General features: G+C 64.8%; 16 protein-coding genes. 7 read left to right on the top strand and 9 right to left on the bottom strand.

Features of this window, described 5'->3' with window-relative positions; translation table 11 throughout:
* Positions 1 to 2: 2 nt before the first annotated feature.
* Both LFL96_RS29080 and LFL96_RS29075 read left to right on the top strand, forming a co-directional pair.
* Positions 3 to 1,532, top strand: coding sequence for an efflux transporter outer membrane subunit (locus tag LFL96_RS29080; protein WP_281001347.1), 1,530 nt, complete (start codon positions 3 to 5; stop codon positions 1,530 to 1,532).
* A 123-nt stretch (positions 1,533 to 1,655) separates the two neighbouring features.
* Positions 1,656 to 2,087 carry a PRC-barrel domain-containing protein gene (locus tag LFL96_RS29075; RefSeq protein WP_281001346.1) on the top strand — a complete coding sequence of 144 codons (432 nt, stop codon included), beginning with the start codon at positions 1,656 to 1,658 and terminating at the stop codon, positions 2,085 to 2,087.
* Positions 2,088 to 2,127: 40 nt separating this feature from the next.
* Here LFL96_RS29075 and LFL96_RS29070 read toward each other — a convergent pair whose 3' ends face one another.
* From LFL96_RS29070 to LFL96_RS29060, 3 genes are all read right to left on the bottom strand, one after another.
* A complete protein-coding gene (locus LFL96_RS29070; RefSeq protein ID WP_281001345.1) occupies positions 2,128 to 3,156 on the bottom strand; it encodes a substrate-binding domain-containing protein in 1,029 nt (342 codons plus the stop codon).
* A gap of 94 nt (positions 3,157 to 3,250) precedes the next feature.
* Complete coding sequence (locus LFL96_RS29065; RefSeq protein WP_281003887.1) at positions 3,251 to 4,588, bottom strand: protein kinase; 1,338 nt, start codon at positions 4,586 to 4,588, stop codon at positions 3,251 to 3,253.
* 134 nt (positions 4,589 to 4,722) lie between these two features.
* Positions 4,723 to 5,433, bottom strand: a complete 711-nt coding sequence (locus LFL96_RS29060) for an acetyltransferase (protein ID WP_281001344.1) — start codon at positions 5,431 to 5,433, stop codon at positions 4,723 to 4,725.
* A gap of 195 nt (positions 5,434 to 5,628) precedes the next feature.
* Here LFL96_RS29060 and LFL96_RS29055 point away from each other — a divergent pair, with 195 nt between their 5' ends.
* Entirely contained in the window at positions 5,629 to 6,324 is a 696-nt protein-coding gene (locus LFL96_RS29055; protein ID WP_281001343.1) for a methylated-DNA--[protein]-cysteine S-methyltransferase, read from the top strand.
* 33 nt (positions 6,325 to 6,357) lie between these two features.
* On the opposite strand, the gene LFL96_RS29050 is transcribed toward LFL96_RS29055, so the two are convergent.
* Positions 6,358 to 6,864: an N-acetyltransferase gene (locus tag LFL96_RS29050; RefSeq protein WP_281001342.1), complete on the bottom strand. Its 507-nt coding sequence runs from the start codon at positions 6,862 to 6,864 to the stop codon at positions 6,358 to 6,360.
* A 171-nt stretch (positions 6,865 to 7,035) separates the two neighbouring features.
* Here LFL96_RS29050 and LFL96_RS29045 point away from each other — a divergent pair, with 171 nt between their 5' ends.
* The 4 genes from LFL96_RS29045 to arsH are packed head-to-tail and all read left to right on the top strand — an operon-like array spanning position 7,036 to position 9,621.
* Positions 7,036 to 7,362: a metalloregulator ArsR/SmtB family transcription factor gene (locus tag LFL96_RS29045; RefSeq protein WP_281001341.1), complete on the top strand. Its 327-nt coding sequence runs from the start codon at positions 7,036 to 7,038 to the stop codon at positions 7,360 to 7,362.
* The gene (gene arsB / locus LFL96_RS29040; RefSeq protein WP_281001340.1) at positions 7,359 to 8,447 is read left to right on the top strand and encodes an ACR3 family arsenite efflux transporter; all 1,089 of its coding nucleotides are present in this window, start codon (positions 7,359 to 7,361) and stop codon (positions 8,445 to 8,447) included. The genes LFL96_RS29045 and arsB overlap by 4 nt, the downstream gene beginning before the upstream one ends.
* Entirely contained in the window at positions 8,444 to 8,866 is a 423-nt protein-coding gene (gene arsC / locus LFL96_RS29035; RefSeq protein WP_281001339.1) for an arsenate reductase (glutaredoxin), read from the top strand. Before arsB ends, arsC begins: the two co-directional genes overlap by 4 nt.
* On the top strand, positions 8,866 to 9,621 hold the full coding sequence (gene arsH, locus LFL96_RS29030; RefSeq protein ID WP_281001338.1) for an arsenical resistance protein ArsH: 756 nt from the start codon (positions 8,866 to 8,868) through the stop codon (positions 9,619 to 9,621). The genes arsC and arsH overlap by 1 nt, the downstream gene beginning before the upstream one ends.
* Before the next feature lie 22 nt (positions 9,622 to 9,643).
* On the opposite strand, the gene LFL96_RS29025 is transcribed toward arsH, so the two are convergent.
* From LFL96_RS29025 to LFL96_RS29005, 5 genes are all read right to left on the bottom strand, one after another.
* Positions 9,644 to 11,260, bottom strand: a complete 1,617-nt coding sequence (locus LFL96_RS29025; protein ID WP_281001337.1) for an alpha/beta hydrolase — start codon at positions 11,258 to 11,260, stop codon at positions 9,644 to 9,646.
* 814 nt (positions 11,261 to 12,074) lie between these two features.
* Positions 12,075 to 13,223: a porin gene (locus tag LFL96_RS29020; RefSeq protein WP_281001336.1), complete on the bottom strand. Its 1,149-nt coding sequence runs from the start codon at positions 13,221 to 13,223 to the stop codon at positions 12,075 to 12,077.
* Between the two features lie 82 nt (positions 13,224 to 13,305).
* The gene (locus LFL96_RS29015) at positions 13,306 to 14,979 is read right to left on the bottom strand and encodes a methyl-accepting chemotaxis protein (protein WP_281001335.1); all 1,674 of its coding nucleotides are present in this window, start codon (positions 14,977 to 14,979) and stop codon (positions 13,306 to 13,308) included.
* 171 nt (positions 14,980 to 15,150) lie between these two features.
* Entirely contained in the window at positions 15,151 to 16,617 is a 1,467-nt protein-coding gene (locus tag LFL96_RS29010; RefSeq protein WP_281001334.1) for a phosphatidylserine/phosphatidylglycerophosphate/cardiolipin synthase family protein, read from the bottom strand.
* 51 nt (positions 16,618 to 16,668) lie between these two features.
* A complete protein-coding gene (locus LFL96_RS29005) occupies positions 16,669 to 17,562 on the bottom strand; it encodes a LysR family transcriptional regulator (protein ID WP_281001333.1) in 894 nt (297 codons plus the stop codon).
* Between the last annotated feature and the right edge of the window lie 52 nt (positions 17,563 to 17,614).

The raw sequence follows: 17,614 nt of genomic DNA, 5'->3' as shown, positions 1-17,614 counted from the left end.
CGATGAACACATCGATCTTGCGCATCGCGTTGAGCACCGCGTTGCTGGCACTTGCCGCCTGCACGGTCGGGCCGGACTTCCATCGTCCAGTAGCCAGCCTGCCGGCGCGCTGGCATGTGGATCAGCCTGCCGCCACGAATTCATCGGCGCACGCTTCGCCGTCGTCCTCGCGAATCGTCGACGGGGCGCTCGATGCGCCATGGTGGGACACATTCCACGACGCCGAACTATCCGCGCTGATCGCACGCGTCGCGAACGACAACCTCGACGTCAAGTCCGCCGGCGCACGGCTGCTGCAAGCCCGCGCCGCGCGCGCCGTGAGCGGCGCGGACGCGCTGCCCGCCATCGAAGGCACGGCGGCGTATCAGCATGCGCGTTCGAGCCGGAACGGACTGCTCGATGCCGCCGGGTTCGACGGCAAGCACGACTACAACCTGTGGCAACCGGGCCTCGACGCCACGTGGGAACTCGATCTGTGGGGCCGCGTGCGACGCGCGAACGAAGCCGCCGACGCCACCGTCGAAGCGGACGCCGATCTGCGCCGCGACGTGTTGCTGGCCACGCTGGCCGAAACCACGAGCGACTATCTGCAATTGCGCGGCGTGCAGGCGCAGCAGCAGATCGTCACGCAGAATCTGGAGATCGCGCGGCATAGTCTCGCGCTGACAAAAATCCGTTTCGCCGATGGCGTCGCGACACGCCTCGACATGGCCGAGGCCGCCGCGCAGGTCAGCACGATCGAAGCGCAGTTGCCCTTGCTCGACAATCAACGCAAACGTCTCGTCAACGCGTTGAGCTTTCTGATCGCCGCGCCACCGCGCACGCTGGAGAGCGAACTGCGCACCGCCGCACCGATGCCGGCGTTGCCCGCGAACGTGCCCGCCGGCTTGCCGTCGGAACTCGCGGAACGCCGTCCGGACATCCGCGCGGCCGAAGCGCGCCTGCATGCCGCGACCGCCGCCATCGGCGTGGCGGCCGGCGACTTCTATCCGCGCGTCACGCTGTCCGCCAATCTGAGTTTGCAGGCCCTGCACGCCGGCGATCTCGACGAGTGGAGTTCGCGGATGTTCGGCATCGGTCCGTCGTTGAGCGTGCCGCTCTTCGAAGGCGGCCGATTGAAGGGGCGGCTGGCGCTGCGCGAAGCGCAGCAGCAACAGGCGGCCCTCGACTTTCAGCGCACGGTGTTGAACGCATGGCACGAGGTCGACGACGCGATGAGCGATTACAGCGCGCGCCAGGTGCACCGCGAGCGGCTTGCGGAAGCGGTCGAACAGAACCGCATCGCGCTCGACAACGCGCAGCGTCAATACGTGGCGGGGGCGGCGGATTTTCTGAATGTGCTGACCGTGCAACGGGATCTGCTCGCCACGCAACGCGCGCTTGCCGTCAGTTCGACGGAGGTCGCCGTGTCGCTCGTGACGTTGTTCAAGGCGCTGGGCGGCGGTTGGCAGAGCACGTTCCCAGCGGCATCGAATCCCGATCCTTCTCGCGGCGCGGGGCGCCTGTCCGGAGCAACCGACCATGACGCTTGATGCCCATCCGGGCACACCACGTGCTACCGCATTCTGCTGGCAGGAAGCTGCACGTCGGGACCATCGTGGAACCCGCTCGGGACCACCCGGCATCCCCACTCGAACAGACAATCAGGAGCCGAAATGAAAGCCAATACATTGATCTGCGCGGTCGCGCTCGCGGCAATCTGCGCATCGCAAGGCGCACAGGCGCAACTCGCCGGCCTGCAACCGCTCGGCGGCACCGTCGAGCAAACCAATGCGCTGCTCAAGGGCTGGAGCGTGCGTCGCGCACTCGTCGACGAGCCGGTCTACAACGATCTGAACGACAAGATCGGCAGCATCTACGACGTGATCATCGCGCCGGATCGCAAGGCCAGTTACGCGGTCGTGTCGGTGGGCGGATTCCTCGGCATGGGCAAGCACTACGTGGCGATTCCGGTGGATCACTTCGAGATCCGCGACGGCAATCTGTTCCTCGCGGGCGCCACCAAGGAGGCGCTGAAGTCCGTGCCCGAGTTCGAATACAACAAGCTCGAAAAGGCGACCAAGCCGCACAAGGTCAGCACGAATTGAGTGGAGGATGAGGCGGCGGATGAGTCCGCGATCCGCGATCTCAACGCCGAGGCGCCGTCACCAGTTGCAACGGCGTCTCGATCACCCTCGACAGATCACTCTCCTTTCTATGCTCGGTCACGGCCTTCAATGCGACGTCGAGCCCGAACACGGCCTGGCGGTCCGCGAATTGATCGATCGTGGCCAGCACGCGGCCATCGGCGATCAACGGCTTGATCGCGTCGACGTCGTTATAGCCGGTGATCGCGACGCTGCCTGAGCGGCCGGCGTCGCGCACCGCGTCGACAGCGCCCATCGCCATGTTGTCGTTGCCGCACAGCAGCGCGCGAATGCGCGGATGCTCGCCGAGCATCGCTGCCGCGGCGTCGCGGCCCTTGGCGTAATCCCATTCGCCGGACTGCACCGCGACCACCTTGATGGCCGCCGCGTTCATCGCGTCCCTGCAACCCGCGGTGCGCTGCTGTGCGTTACGGTCCGCCGAACTGCCTTCGATAATGCCGACCTCGTCGCCCGCATTCAACCGCGCGGCAAGGTAATTGCCGACCTGCAACGCGCCCTTGCGATTGTTCGGTCCGACGAACGGCACCGAGATGCCGGCCGCGTCCTGCTCGGCATCGTCGAGCGGATTGTCGATCGTGATCATGACGACGCCTGCCTTGATGCCGCGCGCGATCGCCGCGATCAACGCTTTGGAATCGGTCGGCGCGACCACGATCGCGTTCATCTTCGCGCGGATCATGTCGTCCACCATGCGGATCTGCACGGCGGTATCGCCCTGCGTCGCGGTGCCGCGTATCGTCAACGCGAATTGCGATGCGTAATGCTGCTGGTAATTGCGCGCGGCGTTCTGCATGGCCACGGTGAACGGATCGGCGAGCGATTTCAGCACGAGACCGATCTTCAGCGGACTGTCCGGCAGCGCGAACAGCGGTGGCGAGATCGCGAGACCTGCCGCGCCCCACGCCCCCAACGCGCCGGCGAACACGATGCGGCGACGCGAAGCAGAGCGCGGCGCCGCGTCCCGGCCTTGCGCACGATGGTGTTCGCTTCCGGACCTGTTCTGCGTCATGAGCTGTGTCCTCCTCGACTGAGCGGACGAAACGCCGGCATGCACACCCGTATTGTCTTTCCGTCGCGGTGCACGCTCGGCATCCTTGCAGTATTCACGCGGGTTTCAACGCCAGCAAAGCGGCGGCAATCTCATCGAACAACGGACGATGCTCGATCGCCTCGCTCAGGCAATTGTCCTTCAACACCGCAAGTTCTCGCGACAGTTCGGCTTGCGTGCCGGACCAGTCGCAGCGGTCGAGCAATTCTCCGAGCAGACATCCGTACGCGCGGACTTCGATGCGCTGAAGCGCAACGCCGGCTTCCCTGTCGCCCGTACGATAGAACGACGCCGCGCCGAAATCGCCCAGCAGCGCATGCGCGTCGCCGTCGTGCAGGATATTGTGCGCGTACAGATCGCCATGCATCACACCACGCCGATGCAGATGACTTGCCGCCGATGCGATGCCGTATGCGATCGCCCACGCGGTAGCGGGATTGAAGCGCGTGCCGTCGGCATAGACATCGCGCGTACAGGAGTCGAGGCTCGGCGGTCCGGCGAGGTTGCGAAAACGCGGATCGATCAGTTCCATCACGAGTCCATGCGTGTCCGCCGGATGGCCTTTCACCTTACCCGTCACCGGAATCAGATCGGGATGCGCGCCCGCCTGAATGCAGGCGGCCATTTCGCAATCGGGCAAACCGTCGCTGGTCATCGCGCCCTTGAACAGCTTGACCGCGACGGGGCGCGCGGTTTGGCCATCCGCCTCCCGCAATATCGCGCGATAGATGACGCCGGATGCGCCTTCGCCCAGCACCTCGGCGAGTTGCAACGCGTCCCAGCGAATCGCGGCGATCGGCGTGTCGTCCAATGCCGATGTTTCCAGTGCGGCGCTGAACGGATTGCCAGCATAGGCGAGCCAGGCGAGCCGCGGCATGCGCGGCAACCATGCCGGCAACGCGTCGAGCCGGTTCGCGGCGAGGCGCAACAATTCGAGCCGCGAGCATGCCGCCAGCGAGTCGGGCAAGGTACGCAGCCGGTTGCCCGCCAGCATCAGCTTCTGCATCTGCGTGCAGGCGCCGATCTCGTCGGGCAACGTGTCGATGCGATTGTCGGTGAGAATCAGCCAGCGCAGCAGCGGCGGCAGTGCGTTGCCGGACACGCGCTCGATCTGGTTCGCCTTGAATCCGATCAGACGCAGTTGAGCGCATTGCCCGAGTACTTCGGGCAATTCGGTGAAGCAATTATTGGATGCGAAGACGATGCGCAGTTTGCTCAGCCGCGCCAGATCGTCAGGCAGCGAGCGCAGCGCGTTGCCGCTCAGATCGAGGACTTCGAGCGTGTCGGCGAGATCGAAAATCTCGCGCGGAAATTCGCTCAGGCCGCAGGCGAGTTTGAGATGGCGCGCGCCGGCAAGCTCGCCGGCACGCAGTTGTTCAAGTGTCGTCGTCACTATCGTAGTCTGGATATCCATGACCGGTGCACAGCGCACCGAGGGTATCGATTCTACTCAGTCACACGATGAACGGACGTGCGCGGCGAGGTGTCGCCGCGTCATGATCGCGCAATCATGGCGGCTCTGGCCGCTCAGGCCGTCGCTTGATCGACCTGGTCGCGCTGCAATTCGGTGAGGATTTCCAGCGCGCGCCCTTCGTCCGCGCTCAGGTCGGTGAGGAACGCCTGATTGTGCTTCTTCAGCCATGCCAGCGGCTGGTCCCACCACTTCAGTTCCAGCAGTTTTTCGCGGACCTTCTCGGGGAAACGGAAACGCACCAGGCGCGCGGGCGAACCGACATAGATGCCGTAGGGCTCGGTACGGAAATTCGGCGGTATCAGCGCACGCGCGCCGAGCACGCAGCCGCTTTCGATCACGCTGCCGCCGAGAATCATCGTCTCGTCGCCGATCCACACGTCGTTGTGCACGATCATGTCGCTGTGTTGCGGCTGGGGCGGACTCGACAGTCCGACTTCCTGGAACGCGAACATCGACGTCGAGATCGTGCGGATTTCGTGCTGACCGTTCAGCAGAAATTTGACGCGCAGGCCGCCCGACACGTACTTGCCGACGCTCAGATTTTGCAGACCGGCGTCGTACTTCGCGATCGAGCCCACGCCCAGGCACGTGCAACGGCCGATGTTGAACGTGCCGTGCGGCGGCTCCTCGTCCGTCCAGTCGCGAAAGAACTTGTTCGGGATCGCGGAGAACGTGCCGTCGCGGTAACCCAGCACGATAAAAAGCTTCGACAGACGATGATTCGGCAGCACGCCGATGAAGTCGTCGGATGTTGTAACGTTCATAGATTGTGGTTCGACCAAGCCCGCGTCATGGAAATATTTTCAACGAAAGCTTAGCGTCAGGCGCGGGACCGCGATCGACGGAAATGAGGGCGATGTCCGGCGCTAATCGGGTGATTGTCAGCAACGCGCCCCGTTCGACGCGGACATCTGTCATGCTTCTCCATGAAGTCGAAAGCGAAAACCAGGAGCAGCACCGTGACGTACGCATACAAGTTGATGGATTCGCCCGTGGGGCAATTGAAGCTCGTCGCCCGGGGCGAACGGCTCGCCGCGATTCTGTGGGAGCACGACAAGCCGAACCGGGTCCGGCTCGACGCAATGGTCGAGGAGAACGACCGGCCGATCCTGCTCGACACCGAGCGGCAACTGAACGAGTATTTCGCCGGCCGTCGCCAGGCGTTCGATCTCGCGCTCGATTTTCAGGGCACCGAGTTTCAGAAGAAAGTGTGGCACGCGCTGCTGACGATTCCGTTCGGGCAAACGCGCAGCTATTCGGAAATCGCGGTGCAGGTCGGCAATGTCAATGCCGTGCGCGCGGTCGGCGCGGCGAACGGCAGGAATCCAATTTCGATCGTGGCGCCGTGTCATCGCGTGATCGGCGCGTCCGGCGAGTTGACCGGCTTCGCGGGCGGGCTGGCGAACAAGATGTTGCTGCTGTCGCTCGAAGCGGGGCAGACGTCGCTGGAGGCAGCGGCGGATGGCGCCGGTGCGCGGCCTTCGAACGCAACGGCGGCGGCGCGGGACGCCGCCGTCGTGCTGAAGGGAGAGAAGAACGCGGATGTGTCGAAGGCCGACGGCAAGGGCAAGGGCGCGGGCGACGAGAGAACCCGCGCTAAAGCCACCCGTCCTGCGCCGGATCACGACGCGCAAGGATCGCTGTTCGGCAACTGACGACTCGCGCGGTCAAGCGCCGCGCGTTGCGGGCTATTGCGTGGCGTTGAACGACTCGTGATAGCTCACTTCGCCATTGGGCCACGCGCCATCGAGCAAGATCGACTGGAAGTACTCGGCGGGTACGCCCGGCAGCACAAGCCGAGGCTCGGCCACAAAACCGAAACGCCCGTAATAGCCCGGATCGCCGAGCACCACGCAACCGCCCGCGCCCGTCTGCCGCAAATGCGCGAGCGCGGCTTGGATCAAACGCGAGCCGATACCTTCGCGCTGACACGCAGGCAGCACCGACACCGGCGCAAGGCCGAACCAGTTGCCCGTGCCATCTGAGACCGACACGGGAGACAGCGCGACATGTCCGACGATGTCGCCGCCCCGCTGCGCGACAAGCGATAGCGACAATTGTCCCGCCCGCCGCAATGCATTCACGATGGCCTGTTCGGTGCCGCTCGTGTGCGGCGCATCCGCGAACGCGGCGCGGGTGAGTTGTTCGATCGCTGTGATGTCGGCGGGATGTTCGGTGCGGATGGTGACGGTCATTGGATTATTCGATTCGGGGGCGGTGCAACTTGGGACGCGCCGAAGCGAGGCAAGCGTCGCCGCGATCGTCGGTCACAGGTAGGCGGTATCTGCAGTCAAACATTGTATTCACACCCACTATCATTTCAACAACTCTTGAAATATCGAAATGAATCGCGTATCGTTCTCTCCATGGACTCGAACCTCGTTGTACGCGCGCTCGGCGCACTCGCTCATGAATCGCGGCTCGCGATTTTCCGTCTGCTGGTCGTGGCAGGGCCCGATGGCATCGCGGCCGGAGAAATCGCGCAGCAGTTGGGTCTATCCCCGTCGAGTCTGTCCTTCCATTTGAAGGACTTGTCCCACGCGGGGCTCGTCGATTCTCGTCCGGATGGCCGCTTCGTTCTATATTCGGCGAATTTCGACACCATGACGGATCTGATCGGCTTCCTCACGGAGAACTGCTGCGCGGGTGCCTCCTGCAGCGCCAACACCCTTCCAGGGTGCTGCGAAAAATGAACGCCGCGACTTCGAAACCGCCGCGCGACACGCCGGCGAGCATCGGTTTCTTCGAACGCTATCTCACGGTATGGGTGGTGCTGTGCATCGGCGGCGGCATCGTGCTGGGTCAAGCGCTGCCGTGGTTGTTTCAGGCTATCGGCAGCATGGAACTCGCGCACGTCAATCTGCCCGTCGGTCTCCTGATCTGGATCATGATCGTGCCGATGCTGCTGAAAATCGACTTCGCCGCCGTGGCACAAGTCAGAAACGAATGGCGCGGCATTGGCGTCACGCTGGCCGTCAACTGGCTGGTCAAACCGTTTTCAATGGCGCTGCTCGCCTGGCTCTTCATCCGTCACGTGTTCGCAGCGTGGCTACCGGCCGGCCAGCACGACAGCTACATTGCGGGACTGATTCTGCTCGCCGCCGCGCCCTGCACCGCGATGGTGTTCGTCTGGTCGCAACTCTGCAAGGGCGACCCGTATTTCACGCTCTCCCAGGTGGCGTTGAACGATTCCATCATGATCGTGGCCTTCGCGCCGCTGGTCGCACTACTGCTTGGCTTGTCGGCGATCAGCGTGCCGTGGGACACCTTGCTGGTATCGGTCGGCCTGTATATCGTCGTGCCGGTCGGCCTCGCCCAACTGCTGCGCCGCCGGCTGCTCAAACGCGGCGAGGCACATCTGCTGAAAACCATCGCACGCATCGCGCCATTTTCGATCGGCGCGTTACTGGCGACGTTGGTCTTGCTATTCGCGTTTCAAGGTCAGGCGATCGTCGATGCACCGCTCGTCATTGCGATGCTCGCCGTCCCGATTCTGATCCAGGTGTTCTTCAATTCTGCCCTCGCCTATCTGCTCAATCGACGGCTCGGCGTCGCGCATTGCGTCGCGGGACCGTCGAGCCTGATCGGCGCGAGCAACTTCTTCGAACTCGCGGTCTCCACGGCGATCAGCCTGTTCGGATTCCATTCGGGCGCAGCGCTGGCCACCGTCGTCGGCGTACTGATTGAAGTGCCCGTGATGTTGCTGGTCGTCGGCGTGGTGAACCGCTCGCGACAGTGGTACGAGGCAGGACGGGCCATCGCAGGAGCCAACGCATGAACGTCACGATCTATCACAACCCGGATTGCGGCACGTCACGCAACACGCTGGCGATGATTCGTAACGCGGGTATCGAGCCCGACATCATCGAATATCTGAAGCACCCGCCCACGCGGGACACGCTCGAACAGTTGATCGAACGCGCCGGCCTGAGCACGCGCGATCTGCTGCGCGAAAAAGGCACACCGTACGCCGAACTCGGGCTCGGCGATCCGAGCCTGAGCGACGCGCAGTTGCTCGACGCAATGCTTGCGCATCCCATTCTGATCAATCGTCCGATCGTCGTGACGCCGCTCGGCGTTCGCTTGTGCCGTCCATCGGAGCGCGTACTCGATCTCCTGCCCGCCGGACAGCAAGGGGCGTTCGCGAAGGAAGACGGCGAGCAGGTTATCGACCAGGCTGGACGAAGGGTGAAGTAGTGCCGGACACCTTGCCCAATCTCCGCGATCCACATTTCCACACAGTGGATCATCAAAAGCTGGAACCGCATACGATCTCCGCGCACGCGCCGCGCATTCTGCTGCTCTACGGGTCGTTGCGTCCCACTTCGTTCAGCCGGCTCCTGACGCTGGAGGCCGAGCGCATTCTGCGCCGCCTCGGAGCCGAGACGCGCGTATTCGATCCGCACGGTCTGCCGCTCGCGGACAGCGTGGAGGCCAGCCACCTCAAGGTCGCCGAACTTCGCGAACTTTCCGTGTGGTCCGAAGGTCAGGTGTGGTGCAGTCCAGAGCGCCACGGCACGCTGAGCGCCGTCTTCAAGAATCAGATCGACTGGCTACCGCTCGAAAGCGGCGGTGTACGTCCCACGCAAGGACGCACGCTCGCGGTCATGCAGGTGTGCGGCGGCTCGCAGTCGTTCAATGCCGTCAATGCGTTGCGTGTGCTCGGCCGATGGATGCGCATGGTGACCATCCCGAATCAGTCCTCCGTCGCCAAGGCATATCAGGAATTCGACGGCGACGGACGGATGAAGCCATCGGCGTATTACGACCGCGTGGTCGACGTGATGGAAGAACTGTTCAAGTTCACACTGCTGATTCGCGACCGTGCCGACTACCTGACCGATCGCTACAGCGAACGCAAGGAAGCTGGGGCGACCGCGGTTGCCGCGTTGGTGAACGCGGCAATGGAACACGAAGCGCCTGGTGACACCAGCGGCAACGGAGCGTCGTAGCCGGAACGAGCCCCACCCCGCCTCAAAAGTTCGCGAAAAACGCCCGCGCCGCCACCATGCAGAACGACGCGACCAGTTCGCCGTGATACGCCTGCAATACCGCCGACGCGCCGCCATCGGTCGCGCCGTTCGCCACCGCCTGTTTCGCGACGGAAGCCTTCGCGCTCGCGAAGCCCTGCTTGACCGGCGCATAGGGATCGTCGGAACCGGTGGCCGGTGAATCCACATCCAGCACCGACGCGAGCCCCGCCGGCACCTTCGCGTTCCGCCAGTACGCCGCTTCGATGCGCGCGTTGGAGAAGAACACCATCGGGTCCGCCTGGCCGCCGCACATCAGCACGGGCGCGTGCGGTTGCCAGTTGCGCAGATCGTTGCGCGCCAGCGCCTGACGCAGCGGCTGCTGGGGATGGGCAGCCGGGGTGAGAGCCGCGGTCGCGTTGGGGAATGCGCCATCGGGATTCGCGGCGGCATCCTCCAGCAAACTCAAGCGATAGGTATTGCGTACGAGATTCGCGCGGCCGAAACCCGCCGCGAACATCGGCGTCAACGCGACCGGCGTAATCGCGCCGCCGGACGCACCGGTCGACTCGGCGGATGCAGCGACAGGCGGCGTCATCGAAGCGAATTGCGGCGCGGGCGGCACGCTGCTGAACAGTTGCGACGGCGGCAGCTTCTTCGCGGCGAACAGCGCGTCGAGCGGCTGCGTGCTCGGCAGCAGCGTGTCGATCCCAGGCGCGTAGGCCGCTTCGTAGAAGTCGCCGGGCTTGCCGTAGAGGTTGCCATACGCGCGCTGATAGCCGTTGACGATCATCGTCGTGAACAGCGTCGCGCCGAGATTCACTTCGCCTTCGATCAGCGCGTCGCCCATCGCGGCGAGCGCGTACGGTCCCGAACCCGGCGCGGACGCTGTCACGGTCACGCCGGCCGCCTGCAACGCGCGATGCGTGGCCATGGCGACATAGCCGCCCTGCGAATAGCCGGTGATGAACAGCTTGCCGTTCTCGTGCGTCGCGTGTTTGTTCTTCAGGTCGCCCAGCACGACGCGCGCCGCGTGCAGCGAGTCGATCATGTCGGCGGATTGCTGGTCGGCGTTCAGATACGGGTGGTACGGCAGATCGGAGCCGGCATAGCCCGCGTAATTGCTTGCCACCACGATGAAGCCCTGAGCCGCGTACATCGCGGCAACGCTGAGACCTTCGCCCGCGCCGTCCTCGTTGGCCGGGTCCGTCTGCGTGATGTCGGCGAGGTTGTAGCGGCGATACGGCGTGGTGCCGTGCGCGTAGAGCAGCAGCGGCCGCGGACCGCGGCACGCGGATGCGCCGCCGGTCGGCAGCATCAGCGCGCCGCTGGCCTGGGTCGCTTCGCCCGCGCCGCCGATCGTGCGATAGCGAAAGCTCACGATCTCGACGCCGCAAGCCGGTTCGCCGGCGATCTGCGCGAGTTGCCGCCCTTGCGCATTCGATGCCAGCAGTTTCGCGAATGCCGCCCTATCGAGCCGCAACGACACGCGATGATCGCGCAGACCGCCGCGCGCATGACACGCCGCATCGCAATCGGCGGCCGCCTGCACATTGACTCCGGCGCACAACGTGAAACCAGTCAGCAGCCCGAGGGCCGCGGTTCGCATCGCTACAGGCATGTGAGGCTCCGTCTTGTTGGTATGACGACGAGTGGGCGGCCTTGCAGAGTGAGTCGAGTATAGGTCAACCACTCCATGCGAACGCATGACGCGCGATCGCGCGAATTCATATTATGGACGCCCTGTTTAGCAGCCGGCACTAAACATTCGTCGCAGTCGCGAAATGCGCCGAAAACAAAAGCCGCGATCCCGCGCGATTACCGAACAGTGAATCGCCGTTCGCGATACGACATCGGACGAGCAGGAACCGAATTGACATTCAGGAAATCCCGACAGGTTATCGGCTTTTTCCGACGCTAAATTGAGGGTGCGCTGACGGTGCAAAAAATTATTAGCCTGCTTATGTTTGAAGCACTCGTTTTTGGTTTAATATCTCGCCTACCATGACGGCACAGCAACAGTGCCGGCTCGCACGAAACCTCGCACAGGCCCACCCGGCTTCGAGATCGAGCAACACGTTCCGAATTCGCCGCATCGGCTGCAAAGCCGGCCCGTTATCGTCTCTCAGGTTCTGGCATGCAATCCTCGGACGCCAGAGTCTTTAGGCCGACACGCTGTGTCGGCCTTTTTTATTCCCGCGTCGCCGGGCAAATAGAAGCGCTTCTCCTACTTATTTAAGAGATGTTCGCGCGATAGAAAAATTAAATGATTCTGAAAGCTTTAGACCATCGATCGTCGATAATCGCGGCGATATTCAAATCGTTGTAACGAATGACAAAGCGATGTCAATCAAGAGAAGCCTCTATGGTCCACGCCGATCGATTCGTTACAACACCGCATATGCACTACGTATGCACCGGATGAGCAACACGTTTCAGAAGCGCTGCACCACGCCCAGCTGCACGCCCTTGACCGGCGCGCCGGGATACGCAACCGGCAAGCCCGTCACGTTGACGCCGCGCAGCGTGAAGCTCGCGTCGTCGTGATTCGCGAGGTAGGCCGCGGTGAAGTACAGGAGCAGCGTGCGCGACAGATCGTATTCGAACGATGCGCTGAACTGATCCGCGCTCGCGCCCTCGCCGGTGAAGTCGCGCACGTGCGCATAGCCCAACGAGGCCCGCGCCTGCACGGACAGGCTGTATTGCGCGGACAGCGAGCCGCCCGCGCCGTGATAGAGCGGCGTGCCGCCCTCGCCGTTGAAAAACGCCAGCCATACGCGGACCCGCTCGAACGCATAACTCGCGCCGCCGAGATTCGCGCGCAACGCGCCCGCGCCGTGCGTCTGCTGGCGCGCGTATGAGAGCCGGGCGTTGCCGATCTGATAACCGGCCGTGAGGTCATAGCCGTCGATGCCGCTGCCGTCGCTTTCGGACGGATCGCGCGTCGCCATCATCACGGTCGCGTCGAATCCGCCGACGCGCGGCGACAGATAGGCGATCGCGTTATTGGTGTACGGCGTGATCTTCGACAGGTTGTTCAGGCCGGATGCGATCGTGCCTGCGCCGAACGCGTCCAGATCGCCTTTGAACGGGATGTAGAGCGGCGAGTATTGACGCCCGAAGCGCAGCTCGCCCCAGTTGCCCCGCGCGCCGATCCACGCCTGGCGGTTGAAGAGCAGGCCGGGGCTCTGCAACGTACCGTCGGCGGTGCTGAAACCGTTTTCGAGCGTGAACGTCACGTAGGTGTCGCCGCCGATCGGCTCGGCGCCGCGCAAGCCGACCCGCGAACCGCGATACGCGCCGGAATCGACACGCGCCGCCCAACCCGAACCCGGATTCGTGACCTCGATGCTGGTGTCGAGCACGCCATATAACGCGACGTTGCCGCTATCCGGCGCGTACGCGCCGGCATCGTGCGGACACGCGATCAGCGCTGCGATACCGATGACATTGGCGACGACATTGGTGATGACATTGACGATGCCCGCGCGCGCGACAACGCCGCACATCAAGGCGGCATGTCGAGCCACCCGCGCCTGCCGACGCGATACCGCCTTGAACGAAGATGTCGAAATGCGATGCACATCAGATCCTCCGAACGCTGGCTGATTATATTCGGCCCACTCGTCCGGACGATGCCGGTGAATCTAGCGATTTCGTGCCAACTCACAGCGTGCCGGCCAACTCGCGCGTATGGCGGTCGCTGGTTGATCGCGGGCGGGAGCCGGCACGGCCTGCATAACCCGCTGTGCCGTCGCTGCGCGCCCTGCTCGCCAGATCCGCGCCATCCCGCAAGCGGAACGACGCGATCGACACCTGCAGCAGCCGCGCCTGTTCGGTCAATGTCTGCGCGACCGCCGCCGCCTGCTCGACGAGCGCCGCGTTCTGCTGCGTGACACTGTCCATCTGCGTGACGGCGTCGCCGACCTGATCGATCCCCGCGCTCTGCTCGGCAGCGGCGGCGGCGATATCGCGCATCACGCCGGAGACCCTGGCGATCGCGTCGCGCGCATCGTGAATCGACGCGCCGGTCCGGTCGACCAGCCCCGCCCCGCTCGCGACCTTCTCGGCCGCGTGGCTGATCAGCGTGCGAATCTCCTTGGCGGCCGACGCGCTGCGCTGCGCGAGCGTGCGCACCTCGCCCGCCACCACCGCGAAGCCGCGCCCTTCCTCGCCGGCCCGCGCGGCTTCCACCGCCGCGTTGAGCGCGAGGATATTGGTCTGGAAGGCGATCCCCTCGATCACCGCGATGATCTCGACCATCCGCTGCGATTGCGCGGACATGTCCTGCATGGTCGCCACCGCCTCGGCGGCCATCTCGCCGCCGCGATGGACGATCTGCTCCGCGCTGGCGGTCAACTGGCTCGCCGTGCGCGCGTTCTCCGCCGTTTGCCGGACCATCGCCGTCATCTGTTCCATGCTCGCGGCGGTTTGCTGCAGCGAGGCCGCCTGGCTCTCGGTGCGCGCCGACAGGTCGGCATTACCGCCGGCGATTTCGCGCGCGCCGGTCGCTACTTTATCGGCGGCGCCCTTGATCTGTTCGAGCGTATGGGACAGCGCGTCGCGCATGCGGTGCATGGTGCGCAACAGGCTCACCTCGTCGCCGTCGCGCGTGCGGATCGGCACGGCCAGATTGCCGTGCGCGATTTCACCGGCGACCTCGGCCACATACGCGGGATCGCCGCCGATGGTGCGCCGGATGCTGCGATTGATCACGCTCACCAGCGCCGACAGCAGGAGCGCGACGGCGAGAAACAACCCGCCGACGAAGTACAGCGACGCGCGGAACGCGGCGTCGATATCGTCGACGTAGGCACCCGTTGCGATGATCCAGTCCCACGGCGCGTAGCGCACCACGTAGCCGATCTTGCCGACCGCCGCGGACGGCGGGTCCTGCGGATGCGGGAATACGTAATCGACGAAGCCGCCCTGCGGCGCCTGCGCGACACGCGCGAACGTCACGTAGTGGTGACGGCCGTCGGCATCGGCGGTGGCGGCGAGTTCCTTGCCGTTCAACGCGGGTTTGACCGCGTGCATGATCATGCGCGGCGTCGAGTCGATCACGAGAAAATAGCCGTCTTCGCCGTAGCGGATGCCGCGCAGACGTTCGAGCGCCTGCTTGCGCGCCTCGGCCTCGCCCAGCGCACCGCTTTGCGCGAGCGCCGCATATTCGGCGACGATGCTGAGCCCCACGTGCGCGACATTGACCAGATCGTGCTTGCGCTCCTCGATGCGGGTCTGGCGCGACAGCCACGCCGCCGACACCGACACGGCGAGCAGCGCGATCAAACTGACGACGAGCGGCAGCCAGAGTTTCTGCGTGAAACTGAATCGATGCATGCCCGCGCCTCGGATCGGTGTCGAAGAATTGAACGAAGTCTTTCGAGTTTTTTGTTGTATTGGCTGCGTTGAAAACAGCCGTTCAATTCATTTATCGGCAAACCGGGCGGCAAGTTACGTAGAGACAAACCCTTCGTCGAAACGCATGGATGGCGAGACCTGCCGGCCTGTTCACGCGCCGTACGCCGCCGGCTCGATCTCGAACGCGAGGCCTTGCCAGGCGCCATGCCCCGCGCGCCAACGTGCCGCGTTTTCACGCGCGATGCATGCGTATCGCGTGAATGCCGCGCGATCGGTCATCGCGCTCGTGTCTTCGTCGAGATGTTCGCGCAGCAATTCGCAGCGCAATGCACGCACCCAATCGGCGTCCCATACCGAGACGTTCAATTCGCTGTGACCCGTCAGCGAGTTCGCGTGCAGGTTGCACGAGCCGATCGTGGCCCAGGCGTCGTCGATCAGCATCAGCTTGGCGTGCACGTAGACATGATGGCGGCCGGCGGTCGCGTCGGGCCCGGCAAGGCCCGCCAGCGAGAAATGTTCGTGCCGGCCGAGCGCGGCGATCCGTTCGAAGAACGCCGCGTATTCGCCGCCTTCGCGCCACATCCGCACGTAGGCTTCCGGCTCGCCCGGCGCGAGATACACGACGCGCACGCCGCGTTCGAGTGCGGCGTCGAGTTCGGCGGCCACGGAAGCCACCGGTAACGCCTGGTTCTCGATGTAGATCGAACGACGCGCCGCGCGGATTGCCCGCACGTATTGATCGGAGATGGAATGCTCGCCGGCTTCGATGTCGTAGGCGAGGCCGCCGGGGCTCGCGTGTCGAACACGGTAGCGGCCTGCATGGATATTGCGCTGGATTTGCACGGCGGATTTGCCGCGAGGTGCGGAGAGGCGTTCGGGAAAGGGTAACGGCGCGTTGGGTGCGGCGTGGGCGCCGTCAATGGCGTGGGCGCCGTCAACTGCGTTTCCCATTTCAATCCCGTCGCCGCGGCACGGCCACATGCCGTCCGCCTCGTCTCTCTCGCTCGCTTCGTTCCACCGTTGCACGAAGTTGTGATGCACATCGGTCGCGCTCGGACCGGTGACCTCCACATACGCATCGTGACGACTGTGACCGCCCTCGCCTGCATGCCCCGGCTCGACCGCCGCGAAGGTCGGATTGATACCGCCGACGAACGCCGTCTCCGTCGGCTGCCCCGCGTCGATCAACCAGAACTTCTGATGCTGGCAGAAGCCCCGCGCCGCGCGATCCCAACGTGCAAGAAAGCGCGAGCCGCGCGCGCGCAGCAAAGCGAAGTCGTCGGGCGTGCCCGCGAAGGTTTGACCGTAACCGCTACTCTGCGCATTCGGCCGCCAGAAGATCACGCGCACGTCGACGCCGCGCGCGGCCGCGCGATCGAGCACGTCGAGGAAGCTGCCGCGTCCATCGGGCATCGCGTAATCGATCGCGACGAAGGTGACGGTCAGCCACACGCTACGGCGCGCGGCATCGACCGCTTCGCAGATGCGCCGGAACGCCGGCCCGCTATCGATCAACGCGCGCAGCCGGTTGCCCGCGCGCACGGGATAGGACGCCGCGGCCACGCACGGCACGGCGTGAGCGTGCAAATCCGGTAACGACGCTGCGCGATCTTCCACGACCTCTCCTGGCAAGTTCAAAATCCCACGGCAACCGCGCGCGCCGACGCCTTAACCCGCGTCGCGCTCCCATCCCGGCAAATCCTGCAACAGATTCATGAATGCCCGCACCTTGGCGCTCAGCAGGCGTCGCGAATGATAAAGCGCCCAGATTTCGACGGGCGGTCCGTCGTCGGTGCCCCACCGGATCAGCCGTCCCGCCGCGACGTCCGGCGCGACCAGCAGACGCGGCAGCAGCCCCGCGCCGACGCCGTTCAACACCGCGTCGCGCACCATCAGCAGCGACGACATGCTGAGCACCGGCGTCGGCAGGAACGAGCGCGTGCCGCCGTCGTCCGCGCGCACGGTCCAGGTCGCCTCGCGCGATGCCGTCGTGTACATCACCGCGGGCACCGGCAGGGGCGTCGGGTCGTCCGGCGACCCGGCGGGAATCGACACCGTCGGCGCCGCGACCAGCACGCGCTGGTCGCCGAGAATCCGGCGCCCCACCAGTTGCTCGTCATGCGGCGGGTTGATGCGGATCACGAGGTCGTAGCCGTCTTCCACCGGATCGACCACGCGGTCTTCCGCGACCACCTCCAGTTCGACCTGCGGATAGGCAAGCGCGAAGCGCGTCGCGATCTGGCCCAGCACGACGTGCGCGAACACCATCGGCGCGCTGATCCGCAGGCGTCCACGCGGCACCGGCGCACGCGACGCGACGTCTTCGCCCGCCTGCTGGACTTCCGTCAACAGCCCATGCGTGCGCTCGTGCAGCATGCGGCCTTCCTCGGTGAGGCGCAGCGTGCGCGCGCCCCGCTCGATCAGCCGTACGCCCAGTTGTTCTTCCAGCTCCGCGACGCGCCGCGACAGCGTGGCCTTCGGCCGGTCCAGCGCCCGGCTGGCCGGCCCGAAGCCGCCGTGCAGCGCCACCGCGTTGAAATCGGCCAGCGAGGTCAAATCCATGATCGTTCCATTTATGAGACGAACCGTCTGTGATTTTGCACTATCTAGCGAG

The organism is Paraburkholderia sp. D15, assembly GCF_029910215.1.
Classification (GTDB): Bacteria; Pseudomonadota; Gammaproteobacteria; order Burkholderiales; family Burkholderiaceae; genus Paraburkholderia.
The sequence above is the reverse complement of the archived record's forward strand: the minus strand, read 5'-3'. Positions and strand labels throughout refer to the sequence as shown.